The sequence below is a fragment of the Streptomyces sp. NPDC048434 genome, assembly GCF_043200375.1.
Classification (GTDB): domain Bacteria; phylum Actinomycetota; class Actinomycetes; order Streptomycetales; family Streptomycetaceae; genus Streptomyces.
Genome location: NZ_JBICXQ010000033.1, coordinates 53,511 through 70,912 on the forward strand (window position 1 = coordinate 53,511; position 17,402 = coordinate 70,912).

A 17,402-nucleotide genomic window follows, 5' to 3' on the forward strand; every position below is an offset into this window, starting at 1 on the left:
GTCATCGGGCCGGCTCCGCCAGCAGATACGCATGCGCCGCTCCGGCCGCCGCGACCGAGGCGAGCAGCCGGGCCAACTCCGGGGGCGCGGCGGTCAGCGCCTTGGTGCGGACGTCGGCGAGCGTGCGTTCCGCGTCGGCGAGGGCCGCGCGTGCGGTCCGTTCGTCCCGGGGAACCCGGGGGTCGGACGGCCGCCGGGAGCTGTGCGGTGACGGGCCGGAAGCGGGCACACCGGCGTCGCGCGCCGGGCCGTCAACGGCCCCGTCGCCGGGGGAGGGGGTGGCCTGTTCCTTGCTGAACGCCTCGGCGTGCCGGGCGACTTCGGAGCGCAGCGGGCTCAGCCGCGACTCCAGCGCCGGATGCGCGGCCAGCGTCGCGTCGTAACGCGCCAGCAGGGTCGAACTGTCGCGGGCGGAGCGCTCGCGCAGCCGCTCGGCCGAGGAGGAGTGTTCGGCCCGGTCGGGGCCGGAGTCCTCGGAGCAGCCGGTGAGCAGCGCCATGCCCCCGAGGGCGGCGCCGGCCAGCAGGGTCCTTCTGCGCGTGAGCGCCACTTTCGGCACGTTGCACTTCCCGGGGTCTTTCGTAGTGATCACCGCAGGCGAGAGTATCCGTGACCACCCACCGAATCGTCAGTACCCCGCCGGAACCGATAGGCTTTGACCCGACACGCGACCTACCCACAACAGCACACGCGGCCGAGGAGTCACCCGGATGAGCACGACCCAGAGCGAGAGGCTGCGCGGATTGCTTGAACCGCTCGTCGCCGCGCGAGACCTGGATCTGGAAGAGATCGAGGTGACACCGGCAGGCAAGCGGCGGGTGCTGAGGATCGTGGTCGATTCCGACGAGGGCGTCCAGCTGGACGAGTGTGCCGAGCTGAGCCGAGAGGCCTCGCAGGTCCTGGACGACTCCGATGTGATGGGCGGCGCCCCGTACACCCTTGAGGTGACCTCTCCCGGCGCCGACCGCCCGCTGACCGAGCTGCGGCACTACCGCCGCGCCGTCGGCCGCCTCATCAAGGCCCAACTCCGCGAGGGCGGCGAGCTGGTGGCGCGGATCATCGCCGTCGACGAGTCCGGGCTGGACCTCGAGGTGCCGGGTGTCAAGGGCCGCAAGCCGACCGCCCGCCGGGTCTCCTTCGACGAGATCGCCAAGGCGCGTGTCGAGCTGGAGTTCAAAAGCAAGTCCGACAAGCGTGACGCGCAGCCCGACGAGAAGATCGTCGAGATCGACGAGAACGACGAGAACGACGAGAACAAGGAGGAGGCGTAGCCGTGGATATCGACATGAGTGCCCTGCGGGGACTGGTGCGGGAGAAGGAGATCTCGTTCGACCTGCTGGTCGAGGCGATCGAGTCGGCCCTCCTCATCGCTTACCACCGCACCGAAGGCAGCCGCCGGCGGGCGCGGGTGGAGCTGGACCGCAACACCGGCCATGTGACGGTGTGGGCGAAGGAAGATCCGGAGGACCTGGAGGAGGGCGCGGAGCCCCGCGATTTCGACGACACCCCCTCCGGCTTCGGGCGGATCGCGGCGACCACCGCCAAGCAGGTCATCCTGCAGCGGCTGCGGGACGCCGAGGAGGAGATCACCTTCGGCGAGTTCGCCGGACGCGAGGGCGACGTCATCACCGGTGTCGTCCAGCAGGGCAGGGACCCCAAGAACGTACTGGTGGACATCGGCCCGATGGAGGCCATGCTGCCGGTGCAGGAGCAGGTCCCCGGCGAGGACTATGCGCACGGCACACGGCTGCGCTCCTACGTCGTACGGGTGGCCAAGGGTGTCCGCGGCCCGTCCGTGACGCTGTCGCGTACCCATCCCAATCTGGTGAAGAAGCTTTTCGCCATGGAGGTCCCGGAGATCGCGGACGGCTCGGTGGAGATCTCCGCCATCGCCCGCGAGGCCGGCCACCGCACCAAGATCGCCGTACGGTCCACCCGCTCCGGCCTGAACGCCAAGGGTGCCTGCATCGGCCCGATGGGCGGCCGGGTGCGCGCCGTGATGGCCGAGCTGCACGGCGAGAAGATCGACATCGTGGACTGGTCGGACGACCCGGCCGACCTGGTGGCGAACGCGCTGTCGCCGGCCCGGGTCAGCAAGGTGGAGGTCGTGGACCTGGCGGCACGCTCCGCCCGGGTCACCGTCCCCGACTACCAGCTGTCGCTGGCCATCGGCAAGGAAGGGCAGAATGCCCGGCTCGCCGCCCGCCTCACGGGCTGGCGGATCGACATCCGTCCGGACACCGAGCAGCCCGCACCGCAGGACTGAGACCGTCCCGTAGGACGGTGACGCCGCGGCCCCCGAAAATCGGTGGTGCCGCGGCGCTCCGACCGGAATTCTGAGCAGCCGTACCGCCTTTTACCCCATCGGGGTGGGGCCGGCGCGGGGAGGTAGACTTAAGCAGTGTCTGGTCGGACGCATGCCCGCGCATGCCCTGAGCGCACCTGTCTGGGATGCCGGGAGCGAGCGGCCAAGGGCGATTTGCTGCGCATCGTGGAGATCGAGGGTGAGTGTGCCCCCGATCCTCGCGGTACGCTGCCCGGCCGGGGTGCTTATGTGCACCCGACACTGGTCTGCCTCGACCTGGCGGTTCGCCGCCGGGCGTTCAACCGGGCCTATCGGGCCCGGGGACCGTTCGACACGACGGATCTTCGTCGGTTCATCGAGCGGACGCCCGTCGAGCAGCCGCCGTTGCAATAACGCACAGCAGCAAGAAACGCACAGCGCACGGAAAACCGTGCGGTCAGGTACCTCGCGAGTCGGAAGTAGGTCGAGATTGCGATGAGCACTCGATGAGTACGCGATGAGTACGCCCATGAAGTAGCGACGGTCCGGTGGACAACCCGGACCTAGAAGGAGCGAAGTGGCTAAGGTCCGGGTATACGAACTCGCCAAGGAGTTCGGCGTTGAGAGTAAGGTCGTCATGGCCAAGCTCCAAGAACTTGGTGAATTCGTCCGTTCGGCGTCCTCGACGATCGAGGCGCCGGTTGTTCGCAAGCTGACCGACGCTTTCCAGGCAGGCGGCGGCAGCGGCCGCGCCTCCGGCAAGCCCGCGGCACCGCGCAAGTCAGCCCCCGCGAAGCCGTCCGCGCCGTCTCCGGCGCAGGCCGGGGGCACCTCCCCTGCCGCCAAGGCAGCGGGGGAACGTCCTGCTGCCCCGAAGCCGGGCGCCCCCAAGCCGGGCCCCGCGGCTCCGGCAGCCCCCGAGGCTCCGGCAGCCGCCGAGGCACCGAAGGCCCCCGAGGCGCCGGTGACCCCCGAGGCACCGGTGGCCCGCAAGAGCACTCCCGCCGCCGGCCCCACCCCGGGGCCGCGGCCCACGCCGGCCCCGAAGGCTCCGGCACCCAAGCCCGCTCCGGCCGCCCCCGCGCAGCCCGAGTTCCAGGCTCCGCCGTCCGCGCCGGCCGCTCCCGCCGCCGGCCAGTCGGCTCCCCGTCCCGGTGCCCCCGGCCCGCGTCCGGCCCGTCCGGCGTCCGGCCAGGGTGGTCAGGGTGGTCAGGGCCGCGGTAACGCTCCGCGTCCCGGTGGCGAGCGTCCGGCCGCGCGTCCCGGCGGCCGTCCCTCCGGCCCCCGTCCGGGCAACAACCCCTTCACGTCCGGCGGCTCCACGGGCATGGCCCGTCCGCAGGCCCCCCGTCCCGGTGGCGCCCCGCGTCCCGGCGGCCAGGGTGGTCCCGGCGGTCCGCGTCCGCAGGGCGGCGGCCAGGGCGGTCCCCGTCCGCAGGGCGGCGGCCAGGGCGGCGCGCGTCCCACCCCCGGTGGCATGCCCCGTCCGCAGGGTGCCGCTCCCGGTGGCGCCCCGCGTCCCGGTGGTGGCGGCGGTAACCGTCCGAACCCGGGCATGATGCCGCAGCGTCCCGCTGCCGGCCCGCGTCCGGGTCCCGGCGGTGGCGGCGGTCGCGGTCCCGGCGGTGCCGGTCGTCCCGGTGGTGGCGGCGGCGGTCGTCCCGGTGGCGGCGGCGGCTTCGCCGGTCGTCCCGGTGGCGGTGGCGGCGGCGGTCGTCCGGGTGGCGGCGGCGGTTTCGCCGGTCGTCCCGGTGGCGGCGGTCCCGGTGGTGGCGGCGGCTTCGGCGGTCGTCCCGGTTTCGCCGGTCGTCCCGGTGGTCCCGGTGGCCGTGGTGGCACGCAGGGTGCGTTCGGCCGTCCCGGCGGTCCGGCGCGTCGTGGCCGTAAGTCGAAGCGGCAGAGGCGTCAGGAGTACGAGGCCATGCAGGCCCCGTCGGTGGGCGGCATCATGCTGCCGCGCGGCAACGGCGCGACGGTTCGCCTGTCGCGTGGTGCCTCGCTGACGGACTTCGCCGAGAAGATCAACGCCAACCCGGCGTCGCTGGTTCAGGTCATGCTGAACCTGGGCGAGATGGTCACCGCGACCCAGTCGGTCTCCGACGAGACGCTGCACCTGCTCGGCGGCGAGATGAACTACGTCGTCGAGATCGTCAGCCCGGAGGAGGAGGACCGCGAGCTTCTCGAGTCCTTCGACATCGACTTCGGTGAGAACGAGGGCGGCGAGGAGATGCTCGTCGCGCGTCCGCCGGTGGTGACCGTCATGGGTCACGTCGACCACGGTAAGACGCGACTGCTGGACGCGATCCGCAAGACGAACGTCATCGCGGGCGAGGCCGGCGGCATCACCCAGCACATCGGTGCCTACCAGGTCGCGACCGAGGTCAACGACGAAGAGCGGCGCATCACCTTCATCGACACCCCCGGTCACGAGGCGTTCACCGCCATGCGTGCCCGTGGTGCCAAGTCGACCGACATCGCGATCCTCGTGGTGGCGGCCAACGACGGTGTCATGCCGCAGACGATCGAGGCCCTGAACCACGCCAAGGCGGCCGAGGTGCCGATCGTGGTCGCGGTCAACAAGATCGACGTCGAGGGCGCCGACCCGACCAAGGTGCGCGGCCAGCTCACCGAGTTCGGGCTGGTGGCCGAGGAGTACGGCGGCGACACCATGTTCGTCGACATCTCCGCCCGTGAGGGTCTGAACATCGACCAGCTGCTCGAGGCCGTGGTCCTGACCGCGGACGCCTCGCTCGACCTGCGCGCCAACGCGGAGCAGGACGCGCAGGGCATCGCGATCGAGGCACACCTCGACCGTGGCCGCGGCGCCGTGGCGACCGTTCTGGTCCAGCGCGGCACGCTGCGTGTCGGCGAGACGATGGTGGTGGGCGACGCCTACGGCCGCGTCCGGGCGATGCTCGACGACAAGGGCAACAACGTCGAGGAAGCGGGTCCGTCGACCCCCGTCCTGGTCCTGGGTCTGACCAACGTCCCGGGCGCCGGCGACAACTTCCTGGTCGTCGACGAGGACCGTACGGCCCGTCAGATCGCCGAGAAGCGCGCGGCCCGCGAGCGCAACGCGGCCTTCGCCAAGCGCACCCGCCGGGTGTCCCTCGAGGACCTCGACAAGGTGCTCAAGGCCGGCCTGGTGCAGGATCTCAACATCATCATCAAGGGCGACGCGTCCGGTTCGGTGGAGGCTCTCGAGTCTTCGCTGCTCCAGCTCGACGTCGGCGAAGAGGTCGAGATCCGCATCCTGCACCGTGGTGTGGGTGCGGTCACCGAGTCGGACATCAACCTGGCGACCGGCTCCGACGCGATCGTCATCGGCTTCAACGTGCGGGCCGAAGGCCGTGCCACGCAGATGGCCGACCGCGAGGGCGTAGACGTCCGGTACTACTCGGTCATCTACCAGGCGATCGAGGAGATCGAGGCGGCCCTCAAGGGCATGCTCAAGCCGGAGTACGAGGAGGTCGAGCTCGGTACCGCGGAGATCCGCGAGATCTTCCGCTCGTCCAAGCTCGGCAACATCGCGGGTGTGCTCATCCGCTCCGGCGAGGTCAAGCGCAACACCAAGGCGCGTCTGGTCCGCGACGGCAAGGTCGTGGCCGAGGACCTCAACATTCAGGGTCTGCGCCGCTTCAAGGACGACGTCACCGAGATCCGCGAAGGCTTCGAGGGCGGTATCAACCTCGGAAACTTCAACGACATCAAGATCGACGACGTCATCGCGACGTACGAGATGCGCGAGAAGCCGCGCGGCTGATCATGCGCGTGACTGCCCGCGCGTGAGCGCGGCCCACCAGAGATGGTGGCCGGGCGGCGGGCGGGACCGGGGCCGGTCGGCGGAAGTTATTTCCGTCGATCGGCCCCGGCCGTTCCGTGTACGGTTCGAAATGACACGGACACCTAAGGCCCCACGGGTGGCTTGACCCGTTTTGCATGTACGTAGGGACGCTGTCCTTCGACCTGCTTCTCGGCGACGTACGGTCGCTGAAGGAGAAGCGCTCCGTCGTCCGCCCGATCGTCGCCGAGCTGCACCGCAAATTCGCGGTGAGCGTCGCGGAGGTCGGGGACCAGGATCTGCACCGCAGGGCCACCATCGGCCTGGCGGCGATTTCCGGGGACGCCGGGCATCTCACCGATGTCATGGACCGCTGCGAGCGCCTGGTCGCCGCACGGCCCGAAGTGGAGCTGCTGTCGGTACGCCGACGGCTGCACGGCGACGACGACTGACCCGGACCGGGCAGGCCGCCGCCGGTGGAAGCACAATTGTGGAAGAAAGAAGGAGACGGACCAGTGGCCGACAATGCGCGGGCGAAGAAGCTGGCGGACCTCATCCGGGAGGTGGTCGCCCAGAAGCTGCAGCGCGGAATCAAGGACCCGCGGCTCGGTTCGCACGTGACCATCACGGACACCCGGGTCACCGGCGACCTGCGGGAGGCTACGGTCTTCTACACGGTCTACGGCGATGACGAGGAGCGTGCCAGCGCCGCCGCGGGGCTGGAGAGCGCCAAGGGCATCCTGCGCTCCGCGGTCGGGGCTGCGGCGGGGACGAAGTTCACGCCGACCCTGGCCTTCGTGCCGGACGCCCTGCCGGAGAACGCCAAGACGATCGACGACCTGCTCGACAAGGCACGGGCCTCGGACGCCAAGGTGCGCGAGGTCTCCTCGGGCGCCAAGTACGCCGGTGAGGCCGACCCGTACCGCAAGCCGGGCGAGGACGATGACGATGACGAGGGCACCGCGGCAGAATGAAGCGTGAGAGCAACAAGCCGGGCGGTCTTGTCATCGTCGACAAGCCGTCCGGCTTCACTTCGCACGACGTCGTGGCGAAGATGCGCGGCATGGCGCGCACCCGCCGGGTCGGGCACGCCGGCACGCTCGACCCGATGGCGACGGGCGTCCTCGTCCTGGGCATCGAGCGGGCCACCAAGCTGCTCGGCCATCTCGCGCTGACGGAGAAGGAGTACGTCGGCACGATCCGGCTCGGCCAGACGACGATCACCGATGACGCCGAGGGCGAGCTCACCGCGTCGAAGGCGGCGCACGGTCTCGCCCGCGAGGACATCGACGCGGGCGTCGGCCGGCTGTCCGGCGCGATCATGCAGGTCCCGTCGAAGGTCAGCGCCATCAAGATCAACGGCAAGCGGTCGTACTCGCGGGTCCGTGACGGCGAGGACGTGGAGATCCCGGCCCGGCCGGTCACCGTCTCCTCGTTCGTGGTGCACTCCGCGCACGAGACCGAGGCCGAGGACGGCACCCCGGTGACCGATCTGCTGGTCTCCGTCGAGTGTTCGTCCGGTACGTACATCCGCGCCCTGGCCCGTGACCTGGGCGAGGGCCTCGGCGTCGGCGGCCATCTGACCGCGCTGCGCCGCACCCGCGTCGGCCCGTACAAGCTGGACCGGGCGCGCACGCTCGAACAGCTCCAGGCTGCCGTGGACGACACCGAAGGGGAGGGTCTGCCGGTCATGCCGCTCGGGGACGCGGCCGCCGCGGCGTTCACCCGCTGGGACGTCGCCGAGGCACAGTCCCGGCTGCTGCTCAACGGCGCACGGATCCCGATGCCGCTGTTCGAGGGCAACGGCCCGGTCGCGGCGTTCGGACCGGACGGCCGGTTCCTCGCGCTGGTGGAGAACCAGGGCGGTAAGGCGAAGAGTCTGGCGGTGTTCGCGGTCTAGGGGCTGGTGACCTGGCGCTCGTGGGGCCGGGTCCGGAGGCGTGGGTAAGCGCTCCGGGCCCGGCCCTTTGCATGGTGTGCAGGGGGCGTCAGCGGGCGCCCCGGGAAGGCGGTGGAACGCGGGCCGCACGGACAGATTCGGAACGCGGGCCCGCTCTCCACCCTCCCGTCCCTCTGTCTCGCTCCGGCGCGGTTCCGGCCATTCACTCATTCGGTGAGGCGCTCGAAGTGAATCAAGGCGCGGACGGGGGCGCGTTGGAAAGGGCCGCTGTCGAGACGATCACCGCCTGCTTACCGTTCGTGAGGACGGGACAGGGCGAGAGGACCGGCGATGGCACTGCTGGATGCCGATGCGGACACGGCACTGGTGCGGATTCGTGATCTGGCAGGTCGGACGCGTGGTACGGGGTTTCTCGCGGACCACGACGGCACCGTGATCACCAGCCACGAAGCGGTGGAAGGGGCCACACAACTGGTGCTGCAGCCCATGACGGACGGTGCGGGCGGCGGCGCGGCCGGGGGCGGCGGCTGGACGTGCGTGGTGGCAGCCGATGCCCTCACGCCCCTTCCGGAGACCGGGCTCGCCCTCGTACGGACCGACGGCTTCGGGCCGCACCGGCTCGCGCCGCTGCCCATCGCCGCGGGCCGGCCGGGCGCGGGCACCGCCGCACGGCTCTGGGCGGGCGGCTGGCTGGACGGCACGGTCGTCGGGCCGGGCGCCGGGGTGATGTACACGGCCACCGAGCGCGTCCATCTCCTCGACGAGACGCTGGAGCTCGGCCTCTGCGCCGGGGGCCGGGAGGCGCTGCGGCTCGGCGGACCCGCGGTCGGCGGGCCGGTGCTGGACGCCCGGACGGGCGCAGTGCTCGGCGTCCTCGGCACCGCGCTGCACCCCCAGGCCCCTGGCCGCGCCCGAGCGGGGGAGGGCCCCTTCGGGCGCCGGGCGGGCGGCTTCGCGATTCCGCTGCGCGCGGTCGCCGAAGCCGCACCACAGGGCGCGCTGGCCGCGCTGCTGGAGCGCAATGCGGCGACCGTCCCGGCATACGGCAGCGAGTTGAATGCGGCCGGCGCGCGGCATCTTGCCGAGGTGTCGATGGGCTCCGCCGAGCGTCCGCGGCTGTGGCGGGAGCCGGTCGAACGGCCGGAGGTGGCCGCGGAGTTCGCGCGCTTCACGGAGGGACACGGGGCGGCAGAGGCGTGCGTGCTGGGGCTGGTGGGGGAGCCGGGGACCGGGCGGAGCACGGAGCTGGCCGGGCTCGCGGCACGCCGGGCGCAGGGCCCGGACCCCGCCGCGACCGTCTGGCTGCGCGGCGCGGAGCTGCGGCCCGACGACGACGGGGTGCGCACGGCGGTCGAGCGCGCGCTGCGGACCGCCGGCCGGATCGTCGCCGGGGCGGGCCGTACGGCCGGTGACCCGGCGGCCACCACCTCCGAGGGCGTTGCACGGGCGGCGTCCGCCGCCGGACGTCCGCTGCTGGTGCTCCTCGACGGGCCGGAGGAGATGCCGTCGGCCCTGGCGCAGGGGGAGCGATCGGCCCGGTGGGCCGCGGCGACGGCCGACTGGCTGCGTACGGCCGAGGTGCGGCTGGTGGTCGCCTGCCGTCCCGAGTACTGGGAGTGGGCCGGTGCGCTCTTCCCGCCCGGCCTGCTGCACCGGCCGCTCCGTCCGGTGCCCGCGCTGCCCGCCTGCGTAGAGCTCGGTGACTTCCCCGAGGAGGCGGCGGAGCGCGCCCGTGGTCGCTACGGCCTGCCGCCCGGCGCACCGGCCGCGCGCGACGCCCGCCATCCGCTGGCCCTGCGCCTGCTCGCCGAGGTCGGCGCGGCGCTCCCCAAGGGGGACGCGGCCGGACGGTGCGCCGACGAACCGGCCGGCCTCGGCGCACCCGACCGCCACCAGATCTTCGACGCGTACCTGGACCTGGTGTGCCTGCGCATCGCCGTACGGCTCGCGGCCGCCCACCGGCCCGCGCTGCGCGGCACCGCCGTACGCCGGCTGGCCGCCCAGGTCGCGGGCCAGGTGCACGAGGCGGCCCGCCGCTGTCTCCGCCCCGGGCCGGGCGCGCTGGACCGTACGTCCTTCGAGGAGGTGTTTCCGCGGGAGCCCGGCTGGGCCTCCGCGGTGCTGGCCGAAGGGCTGTTGGTCCCGGCCGGCACCGGATGCCGCTTCGCACACGAGGAGTTCGCGGACTGGCTGCAGGGTGCCCATGTCGACCTCGACCTGCTTCCCGTTCCCGGACACCGCGTCGGACCGGCCGTCCAGGCGCTGCTGCTGCTCGGCAGACGCGAGGGAACGGTGCAACTTACCTTCCGGCTGGCGGAGTTGGTGCCGATGGCGACCGCCCCCGCGGCCGGCTCACCGGCCGCGCACGCCGTGGACGGCCGCTGGTGGGCCGCTCATCTGCTGTCCGGCGTGCTGCTCCGGGTCTCCGACGCGAGGCCGTACACGGGCGTGCTGCGGCTGCTCGCCGACCGGATCACGGAACGGTCGCTCCGGGCGGGCGGCTTCGCGCATACGGGCCTGGAGGCGTTCGGGCCGTGGTTCTGGGGGCGGTTGGCACTGGCCGACGAGGACCGGATGGATCTGCTGCGCCGCTTGCTGCCGGCCGATGGGCCGCCGAGCGGGGCGGCACGGGCGCCGAGCGGCGTGCGGCGGTGCACGGGGGCGGGGGCGGGGGCCAGGGGTGGTGCGCCGGATGGTGCGTCGGGCGGTGTGTCGTCGCCGTCCGGTCCGCCCTCGCCGCCCGACCCCGCGCCGGGCGTCCCGTCGTCGGCTGTCGTGCCCGCCGACGGGCCGTGTGCCGATCGCCGGTTCGCGCCGCCGCCACGCGTACGTGTCCACCCCGCCGACGACCCGGCGTCCGTCCGGGACGGCGACGGCTGGACGGATGCCACCACTGGCCCGCGGCCCGCACGTGCGGGGGCGGAGACCGGCGGCGGAACGCCTGAAGGGGCTGCCGCCGCATCCGTCGCCGAACCCGGGACCGAGCCCGCCGTGGCACGCTCGCCGCGGTTCCTCGATGCCGCGGCCGAGCTGCTGCGCGCGGATCCGGAGCGGATGCAGCCACTGCTGTGCGCCTGGTTCGACGACACCCGCCCGTTGCAACGCCCCGGCGCGGAAGACGGCGGCCCGGCCCACTCCGCGGACGCTCTGCCCCGCGAGATCACCGTGGCCACCGCCGCGCAGGCGCTGCTGCACACCCACCGCCACCGGGCGCTCGACACGCTCACGGAGGCGCTGGTGGAGGCCGCGCACCCCAAGGGGGACGAGCTGATGGACGCGCTCGCCGAGGACGAGTCGGCGGCGGTGTGCCGGGCCGTGGACCGCTGGGCCCACGACGTGCGGCCCGAGCGCAGGGCCGCCGCCGTGTCGTACGGTCTGCGGGCCGCCCGGCACGCGACCGCCGAGGCCGACCGCGCCCTGCTGCGCTACGCGGCCCTCTGCCTGCTCGCCCGCAGCGCCGACGGTGCCCACCACGGCTCCGCGCTGGCACTGCTGATGGGCGACCCGGCCACCCGCTCCCGCTTCCTGGACCGGGCGCTGGCCCGCTTCGTCGCGGGGGATCCGCAGCTGCCGCCCACGGCGTTCACGGCCGCCCTAGGCGACCACCCGGGGACGGTGCTGAACGCCTTCCGGGCCCGGCTGGTCGGCGGCGAAGGCCCGCCGGTGGCGGCCGCGCTGTTGCGTATGCTCGCCCGCGCCGATGCGCCGGACCTCGTCGCCCGCATCGCCGACCTCGTCCGTGACTGTGCGCGGCACTGCCCGGAGCGGGCCGCACGGCCGCTCGCGGAGTTCATCGACCGCCGCCTCGAACGCGGACCGGCCGCCCGCGCCGCGCTCCGCCCGCTCGCCGTGGAGCTGCTGACGGTGTCCCCCGTACCGGTCCGGTGCGCGCTCGCGGCCGTGGTGGCCGGGACGGGTTCCGGCGATTCGGTTCCGTTGCGCCGCGAACTGCTCGATGTGCTGCTGGCGCAGGAGGCGTCGTACGCGGCATCGCACGGCGTGTACGAGGAGACCGGCCGGGACACCCGTGTGCTGGAGGCGTTGCTGGAGGCAGCCGCCGAGGGCGCGGAGCGGCGGCCGGCGGAGCGCACCAGGGAGCTGGTGCACCGCACCGGGATGCTGCTGGTCCGCACGCCGGAGGGCGCGGCCTGTTTCGACCGGCGACTGGTGGAACTGGGGCGGCAGGTGCCCGGCTTCGCACGGCGGGTGCAGGACTGGGTGGCGGAGGAGCCGGGGGAGTGGGCGGCGGTCGTGAGCCCCGGCGCCCGGGCCACGCTCGCCGGGTGTCACAGCTGACCGGCGGGGTCTGCCGCGGCTTGCGCCGGTGGGCCCGCGGGAGTGCTCCGGGCGGGTCCGCAGGAGTGCACCTGGTGGGCCCGCTGAGGCCCGACAGTGCGGTCCGTCTCGCGCGGAGCGCTCCGCGACACCCGAGGCCGTCCGGCGGATCGGGGGCGGAGAGGTGCCCGGACAGGTGCCCTGAGCCACCCCTTCGCGCGGAGCATCACCCGCGGCATGGCAGTCTTAGACCTGCGTCATGCCGAATTGACGCAAGGGACGGACAAGGTTCGGGCGAGGAGCGGGCACTGTGCAGCGCTGGCGTGGCTTGGAGGACATCCCCGAGGGCTGGGGACGCAGCGTCGTCACCATCGGCTCGTACGACGGAGTGCACCGCGGCCACCAACTGATCATCGGGAAGGCCGTCGCGCGCGCCCGTGAGCTGGGGATCCCCGCGGTGGTCGTCACCTTCGACCCGCACCCGAGCGAGGTCGTGCGGCCCGGTACCCACCCGCCGCTGCTGGCGCCGCACCACCGGCGTGCGGAGCTGATGGCCGGTCTGGGGGTGGACGCGGTGCTGATCCTCCCGTTCACCAAGGAGTTCTCGAAGCTGGCGCCGGCCGACTTCGTGGCCAAGGTGCTGGTCGACAAGCTGCACGCCCAGGTCGTCGTCGAGGGCCCCAACTTCCGCTTCGGGCACAAGGCGACGGGCAATGTCGAGACCCTCACGGAGCTCGGGACCACCTACGACTACACCGTGGAGGTCATCGACCTCTACGAGCGCGGGGCGGCGGGCGGCGGCGAGCCGTTCTCCTCCACGCTCACCCGCCGACTGGTCGCCGAGGGCGATGTGGCCGGCGCGATGGAGGTCCTCGGACGGCCGCACCGCGTCGAGGGCGTCGTCGTACGCGGCGCCCAGCGCGGCCGCGAACTGGGTTTCCCGACGGCCAATGTGGAGACCCTGCCGCACACCGCGATCCCGGCCGACGGCGTCTACGCGGGCCTGCTGCAGGTCGAGGGCGAGGCGATGCCGGCGGCCATCTCGGTCGGCACCAACCCGCAGTTCGACGGCAAGGCGCGCACCGTCGAGGCATACGCCATCGACCGCGTCGGCCTGGACCTGTACGGCCTGCACGTCGGGGTGGACTTCCTCGCCTACATTCGCGGCCAGGAGAAGTTCGACACCCTCGACGCGCTGCTGGAGCGGATGGCGGTCGATGTGAAGCTGGCTCGGGGATTGATCGCGGAAGCGGGTTGAGCGCCGCGGCTGGGTGAGCGCTGCGGCTGGGTGATCGTGGTGGCGGGGCGATCGCGGTGGCTGGGTGATCGCGCTGATGGGTGATTGCGGCTGGGGTGATCGCCGGAGCGGGGTTGTTCCCGGGCCGAGGTTGATTGCGGCTGGGGCTGACTGCGGCTGGGGCTGATCGCGGTGACGGGGTGATCGTCGTGGCGGGGCGATCGTCGGAGCGGGGTTGATCCTGCGTCCCGGCTGTGTGCGGTGGTGGGTTGATCGGCTGTTTCGGCTGGTGATCCGGTGTCGGTTTCCTGCTGACCTGATGCCTGCTGGGCTGTCGTCCGATACCTGTTTCCTGGTGCCCCGACAGTTGTTTCCCTGGCGCCCGTCGCCTGGCTTTTCCGCTGGCCAGGTATTGTTTTCGCGCGGGTTCTTGGTCCGTGGTCCGTGGCCTTCCCCGCTGCTTACTCCCTGTTCGCCGGGCACGCCCTCACTGGATTTCCCGGCTGGTTACTGCCTGGCTTCCCCCCCCCGGCCCACCCACCCCCCCCCGTTTTTCCCCGCCGCCCACCCCCCTTCGGGGGGTGGGCGGGTGTGGTGGTGCGGTATCGCCAACCCTTGGGGTGGGCGGGTGTGGTGGTGCGGTATCGCCAACCCTTGGGGTGGGCGGGTGTGGTGGTGCGGTATCGCCAACCCTTGGGGTGGGCGTGTGCGGTTGTGCGATATCCCCAACCCTCGATCGAGGGAGGGCAGGTGTGTTGGTGTGTGCGGTATCCCCAACTCGGCTGGTTCCGAACGGAGTTCGGCCGGCAGTGGTTCACTCGTCCGAGGGATGACGTGATACGGGGCGGGGTCCGGCATCGGTGAGATGCCGGGCCCCGCCCCGTATTTGCGTTACGCCCGCCTCACTGCGGAGGCGGCTGCTGCTGCCACCCCGGTGCCAGGCCCGGATGTTCCGGCTGCGGTGCGTCCGGAGCGGGCTGTTGCTGCTGCCAGTGGGCCGGCGGCTGGGCGGGCTGCTGTGTCCAGCCGCCCTGCTGCGGCGGGTAACCGGCCGGCGGCTGGCCCTGCTGCGGCTGCTGTGCCTGCTGGGGCTGGCCTTGCTGGGGCTGGCCCTGCTGGCCCTGCTGGGCGTATTGCTGCTGGGCGTACGGATCGCCGCCCATCTGCTGCTGCGGGTACATCCCCGCCGCCTGCTGCGCCCGCGCGAAGTCCTCGGCCACCAGGGCGGAGAGGTTGAAATACGCCTCGCGGGTCTTGGGCCGCATCATGTCCAGGTCGACCTCGGCACCGGCGGCGAGATGCTCGTCGAAGGGGACGACCACCACACCGCGGCAGCGGGTCTCGAAGTGCGACACGATGTCATCGATCTTGATCATCTTGCCGGTCTCGCGGACACCCGAGATGACCGTGATACCGCGCTGCACCAGGTCTGCGTAGCCGTGCGCGGACAGCCAGTCCAGGGTGGTGCTCGCGCTGCTCGCACCGTCCACGGACGGGGTGGAGATGATGATCAACTGGTCGGCGAGGTCGAGGACTCCGCGCATCGCGCTGTAGAGCAGACCCGTACCCGAGTCGGTGAGGATGATCGGGTACTGCTTGCCGAGGATGTCGATCGCCCGCCGGTAGTCCTCGTCGTTGAACGTCGTGGAGACCGCCGGGTCCACGTCGTTGGCGAGGATCTCCAGGCCCGAGGGGGCCTGCGAGGTGAACCGGCGGATGTCCATGTAGCTGTGCAGATGCGGGATCGCACCCACCAGGTCACGGATGGTCGCACCGGTCTCGCGCCGCACCCGTCGGCCGAGCGTGCCGGCGTCCGGGTTGGCGTCGATCGCCAGGATCTTGTCCTGCCGCTCGGACGCGAGGGTGGAGCCCAGCGCGGTGGTCGTGGTGGTCTTGCCGACACCGCCCTTGAGGCTGATCACCGCGATCCGGTAGCAGGACATCACCGGCGTACGGATCAGCTCCAGCTTGCGCTGGCGCTCCGCCTCCTCCTTCTTCGCACCCAGCTTGAACTTGGACGGCTGCGCATTGGCGCCCGGCTTGCGCTTCTTGGGCTGGTTGCGCAGCAGCCGGTCGGAGGTCAGCTCGACCGCGGCGCTGTAGCCGAGGGGCGCGCCCGGAGCGGCCCGCTGCTGCGGCTGCTGCTGACCCGGCTGCGAGTACGACGCATAGTTCGCCGCCGCGTTCGGGTCACCGGCCTGCTGGCCCGGGAGCGGTTGGTACTGGGCCTGCTGGGCCTGTTGAGCTTGCTGGGCCTGATGCGCCTGCTGAGCCTGCTGGGCTTGTTGAGTCTGGGCCTGAGCTGCTTGCGCCTGCGCTGCCTGAGCTTGTGCGGCCTGGGCCTGCGCCTGCGCCGCCTGCTGGGCGGCCTGCTGCTGGTCGTAGCCGGGGTGCGCCTGCTGCTGGCCCTGCTGCGGATAGCCCTGCGCACCGGTCTGCGGATAGCCGTAGGCCGACTGCTGCGCGGCCGCGTGCGGCTGCTGCGGCGCCTGCTGCTGGTGCTGCTGCGGGTAGCCGTACGCGGGCTGCGGATAGCCGTACGCAGGCTGTTGCTGCGGCTGCTGCTGTGGCGGGTAGCCACCCTGCTGAGCGGGCTGTCCCTGCGGATAGCCGGCCTGCGGCTGCTGCGCCTGCTGTTGCTGCTGGGCCGGTGCCTGCTGCTGGCCCTGCTGCGGCTGTTGACCGGCCTGCGCCTGAGCCTGAGCCTGAGCCGTCCGCGGGTCCGCCGGCTGGAACTCGGCCGGCAGCGGCGGCAGTGCACCCTGACCGGGCACACCCTGCTGCTGACCCTCCGCCGCGTTACCCCAAGGAGCGCCCTGCTGAGGAACTCCCTGTTGGGGGACGCCCTGCTGGGGTACGCCCTGCGGAGCCGCCTGCTGGGGAACGCCTTGCTGCTGCGGCACACCCTGCTGGGTAACGCCCTGTTGCGGCTGCGGCTGCGGCTGCGGCTGTTGCTGGTTCTGTACGGGCTGTGCGCCCTGCGCTGCGGCATCCGGGGCAGGCTGGGCGGGGGTGACGGCCTCAGGGGCAGGAGCTGCGCCCTCGGCGGGGGCGTGGGCCGTCTCCGGGGTCTCCGGCTGCGGCGCCACGGCGGGCGCGGCCTCCGGCGAAACGGCGGGCGCCGCCTCGGACTCGGACGCGCTCACCGCCTCCGGTTCGGCGTCATCGTCGTCCCAGAGGGAAGCCGACGGGTCGACACCCGTGCCCGCGCGACGATTACCGCTGGCATCGTCGTTCGAGGCCGGTGCGGCCTCCGCGGGCGTCTCCGGCCCGGGAGCTGCGGCGGCCGGTGCGTCATTGCCGGCGTCCTGCGGGCGCAGCGTCGGGAAGCCCGGCGGTGCGGCCTCTACGGGCGGCGGGGCCATCGGGGCACCCTGCTGCGGAATACCGGGCGCACCCTGGGCGGGCCCGGGCAGCGGCTGGCCGGTGGGCGGCCCGGGCGGGGGCTGGGCCCCGGCGGGCGGAGCGGTGGGCGCAGACGCAGGAGGAGTCGCGGGGGAGGCGGCACTCGTGCCCCCACCGCTGGTGTCGTTGCTCGCGTACCAGGCCGGTGCGGCGAAATCGATCTTGAACTCACCGGTCAGGTCGAACTCGGACTGGTCGTCGTCAGGATCGTTTCCGTCCGGACGGAAAGCCTCCTGCTCGTTCACTGTGCCTCCTGGTGTACTGCAACGCACCTGAACGGCAGGACCGGATACAGGCGGATCGATCGGATGTAGCGGAAGTCGGAACACACCACCCGGGGTTGCGCCAACACTAACTGTCTCCGTCCCCGTAACGACTGCCGTCGTGCTGTGCTCCTGCGGCTCTCTCATACAGCCTAATCAAGAGTCGGCCCATATCGGCAGTCGGTGCCATGTCGTCTTCAAGCCCCTCGGCACGCTTACGGGCGCACCCGTGGGTGCGCCCGTAAGCGGTGCCTGCG

General features: G+C 72.4%; 11 protein-coding genes. 9 read left to right on the forward strand and 2 right to left on the reverse strand.

The features are described from left to right. Nucleotide 1: 1 nt before the first annotated feature. The gene (locus tag ACGFWI_RS32245) at nucleotides 2-550 is read right to left on the reverse strand and encodes a hypothetical protein (protein ID WP_393909583.1); all 549 of its coding nucleotides are present in this window, start codon (nucleotides 548-550) and stop codon (nucleotides 2-4) included. A gap of 160 nt (nucleotides 551-710) precedes the next feature. Between ACGFWI_RS32245 and rimP the strand changes: the two genes are divergently transcribed. The 9 genes from rimP (at nucleotide 711) to ACGFWI_RS32290 (ending at nucleotide 13,498) form a co-directional block, all read left to right on the forward strand. Further along, a complete protein-coding gene (gene rimP, locus ACGFWI_RS32250; RefSeq protein ID WP_393909584.1) occupies nucleotides 711-1,271 on the forward strand; it encodes a ribosome maturation factor RimP in 561 nt (186 codons plus the stop codon). Between the two features lie 2 nt (nucleotides 1,272-1,273). Then, nucleotides 1,274-2,266: a transcription termination factor NusA gene (nusA, locus tag ACGFWI_RS32255; RefSeq protein ID WP_393909585.1), complete on the forward strand. Its 993-nt coding sequence runs from the start codon at nucleotides 1,274-1,276 to the stop codon at nucleotides 2,264-2,266. Between the two features lie 135 nt (nucleotides 2,267-2,401). Next, entirely contained in the window at nucleotides 2,402-2,698 is a 297-nt protein-coding gene (locus ACGFWI_RS32260; protein ID WP_159469593.1) for a YlxR family protein, read from the forward strand. 163 nt (nucleotides 2,699-2,861) lie between these two features. Next, complete coding sequence (gene infB / locus ACGFWI_RS32265) at nucleotides 2,862-6,047, forward strand: translation initiation factor IF-2 (RefSeq protein ID WP_393909586.1); 3,186 nt, start codon at nucleotides 2,862-2,864, stop codon at nucleotides 6,045-6,047. Nucleotides 6,048-6,223: 176 nt separating this feature from the next. Continuing rightward, nucleotides 6,224-6,517 carry a DUF503 domain-containing protein gene (locus ACGFWI_RS32270; RefSeq protein WP_393909587.1) on the forward strand — a complete coding sequence of 98 codons (294 nt, stop codon included), beginning with the start codon at nucleotides 6,224-6,226 and terminating at the stop codon, nucleotides 6,515-6,517. 63 nt (nucleotides 6,518-6,580) lie between these two features. After that, nucleotides 6,581-7,039, forward strand: coding sequence for a 30S ribosome-binding factor RbfA (rbfA, locus tag ACGFWI_RS32275; RefSeq protein ID WP_393909588.1), 459 nt, complete (start codon nucleotides 6,581-6,583; stop codon nucleotides 7,037-7,039). Then, nucleotides 7,036-7,965, forward strand: a complete 930-nt coding sequence (gene truB, locus ACGFWI_RS32280; RefSeq protein WP_393909589.1) for a tRNA pseudouridine(55) synthase TruB — start codon at nucleotides 7,036-7,038, stop codon at nucleotides 7,963-7,965. Before rbfA ends, truB begins: the two co-directional genes overlap by 4 nt. Before the next feature lie 330 nt (nucleotides 7,966-8,295). After that, the gene (locus tag ACGFWI_RS32285; protein WP_393909590.1) at nucleotides 8,296-12,261 is read left to right on the forward strand and encodes a hypothetical protein; all 3,966 of its coding nucleotides are present in this window, start codon (nucleotides 8,296-8,298) and stop codon (nucleotides 12,259-12,261) included. Nucleotides 12,262-12,550: 289 nt separating this feature from the next. Further along, entirely contained in the window at nucleotides 12,551-13,498 is a 948-nt protein-coding gene (locus ACGFWI_RS32290; RefSeq protein ID WP_393909591.1) for a bifunctional riboflavin kinase/FAD synthetase, read from the forward strand. A gap of 881 nt (nucleotides 13,499-14,379) precedes the next feature. Here ACGFWI_RS32290 and ACGFWI_RS32295 read toward each other — a convergent pair. After that, nucleotides 14,380-17,127 carry an SCO5717 family growth-regulating ATPase gene (locus ACGFWI_RS32295; protein ID WP_393909592.1) on the reverse strand — a complete coding sequence of 916 codons (2,748 nt, stop codon included), beginning with the start codon at nucleotides 17,125-17,127 and terminating at the stop codon, nucleotides 14,380-14,382. Nucleotides 17,128-17,402 lie beyond the last annotated feature (275 nt).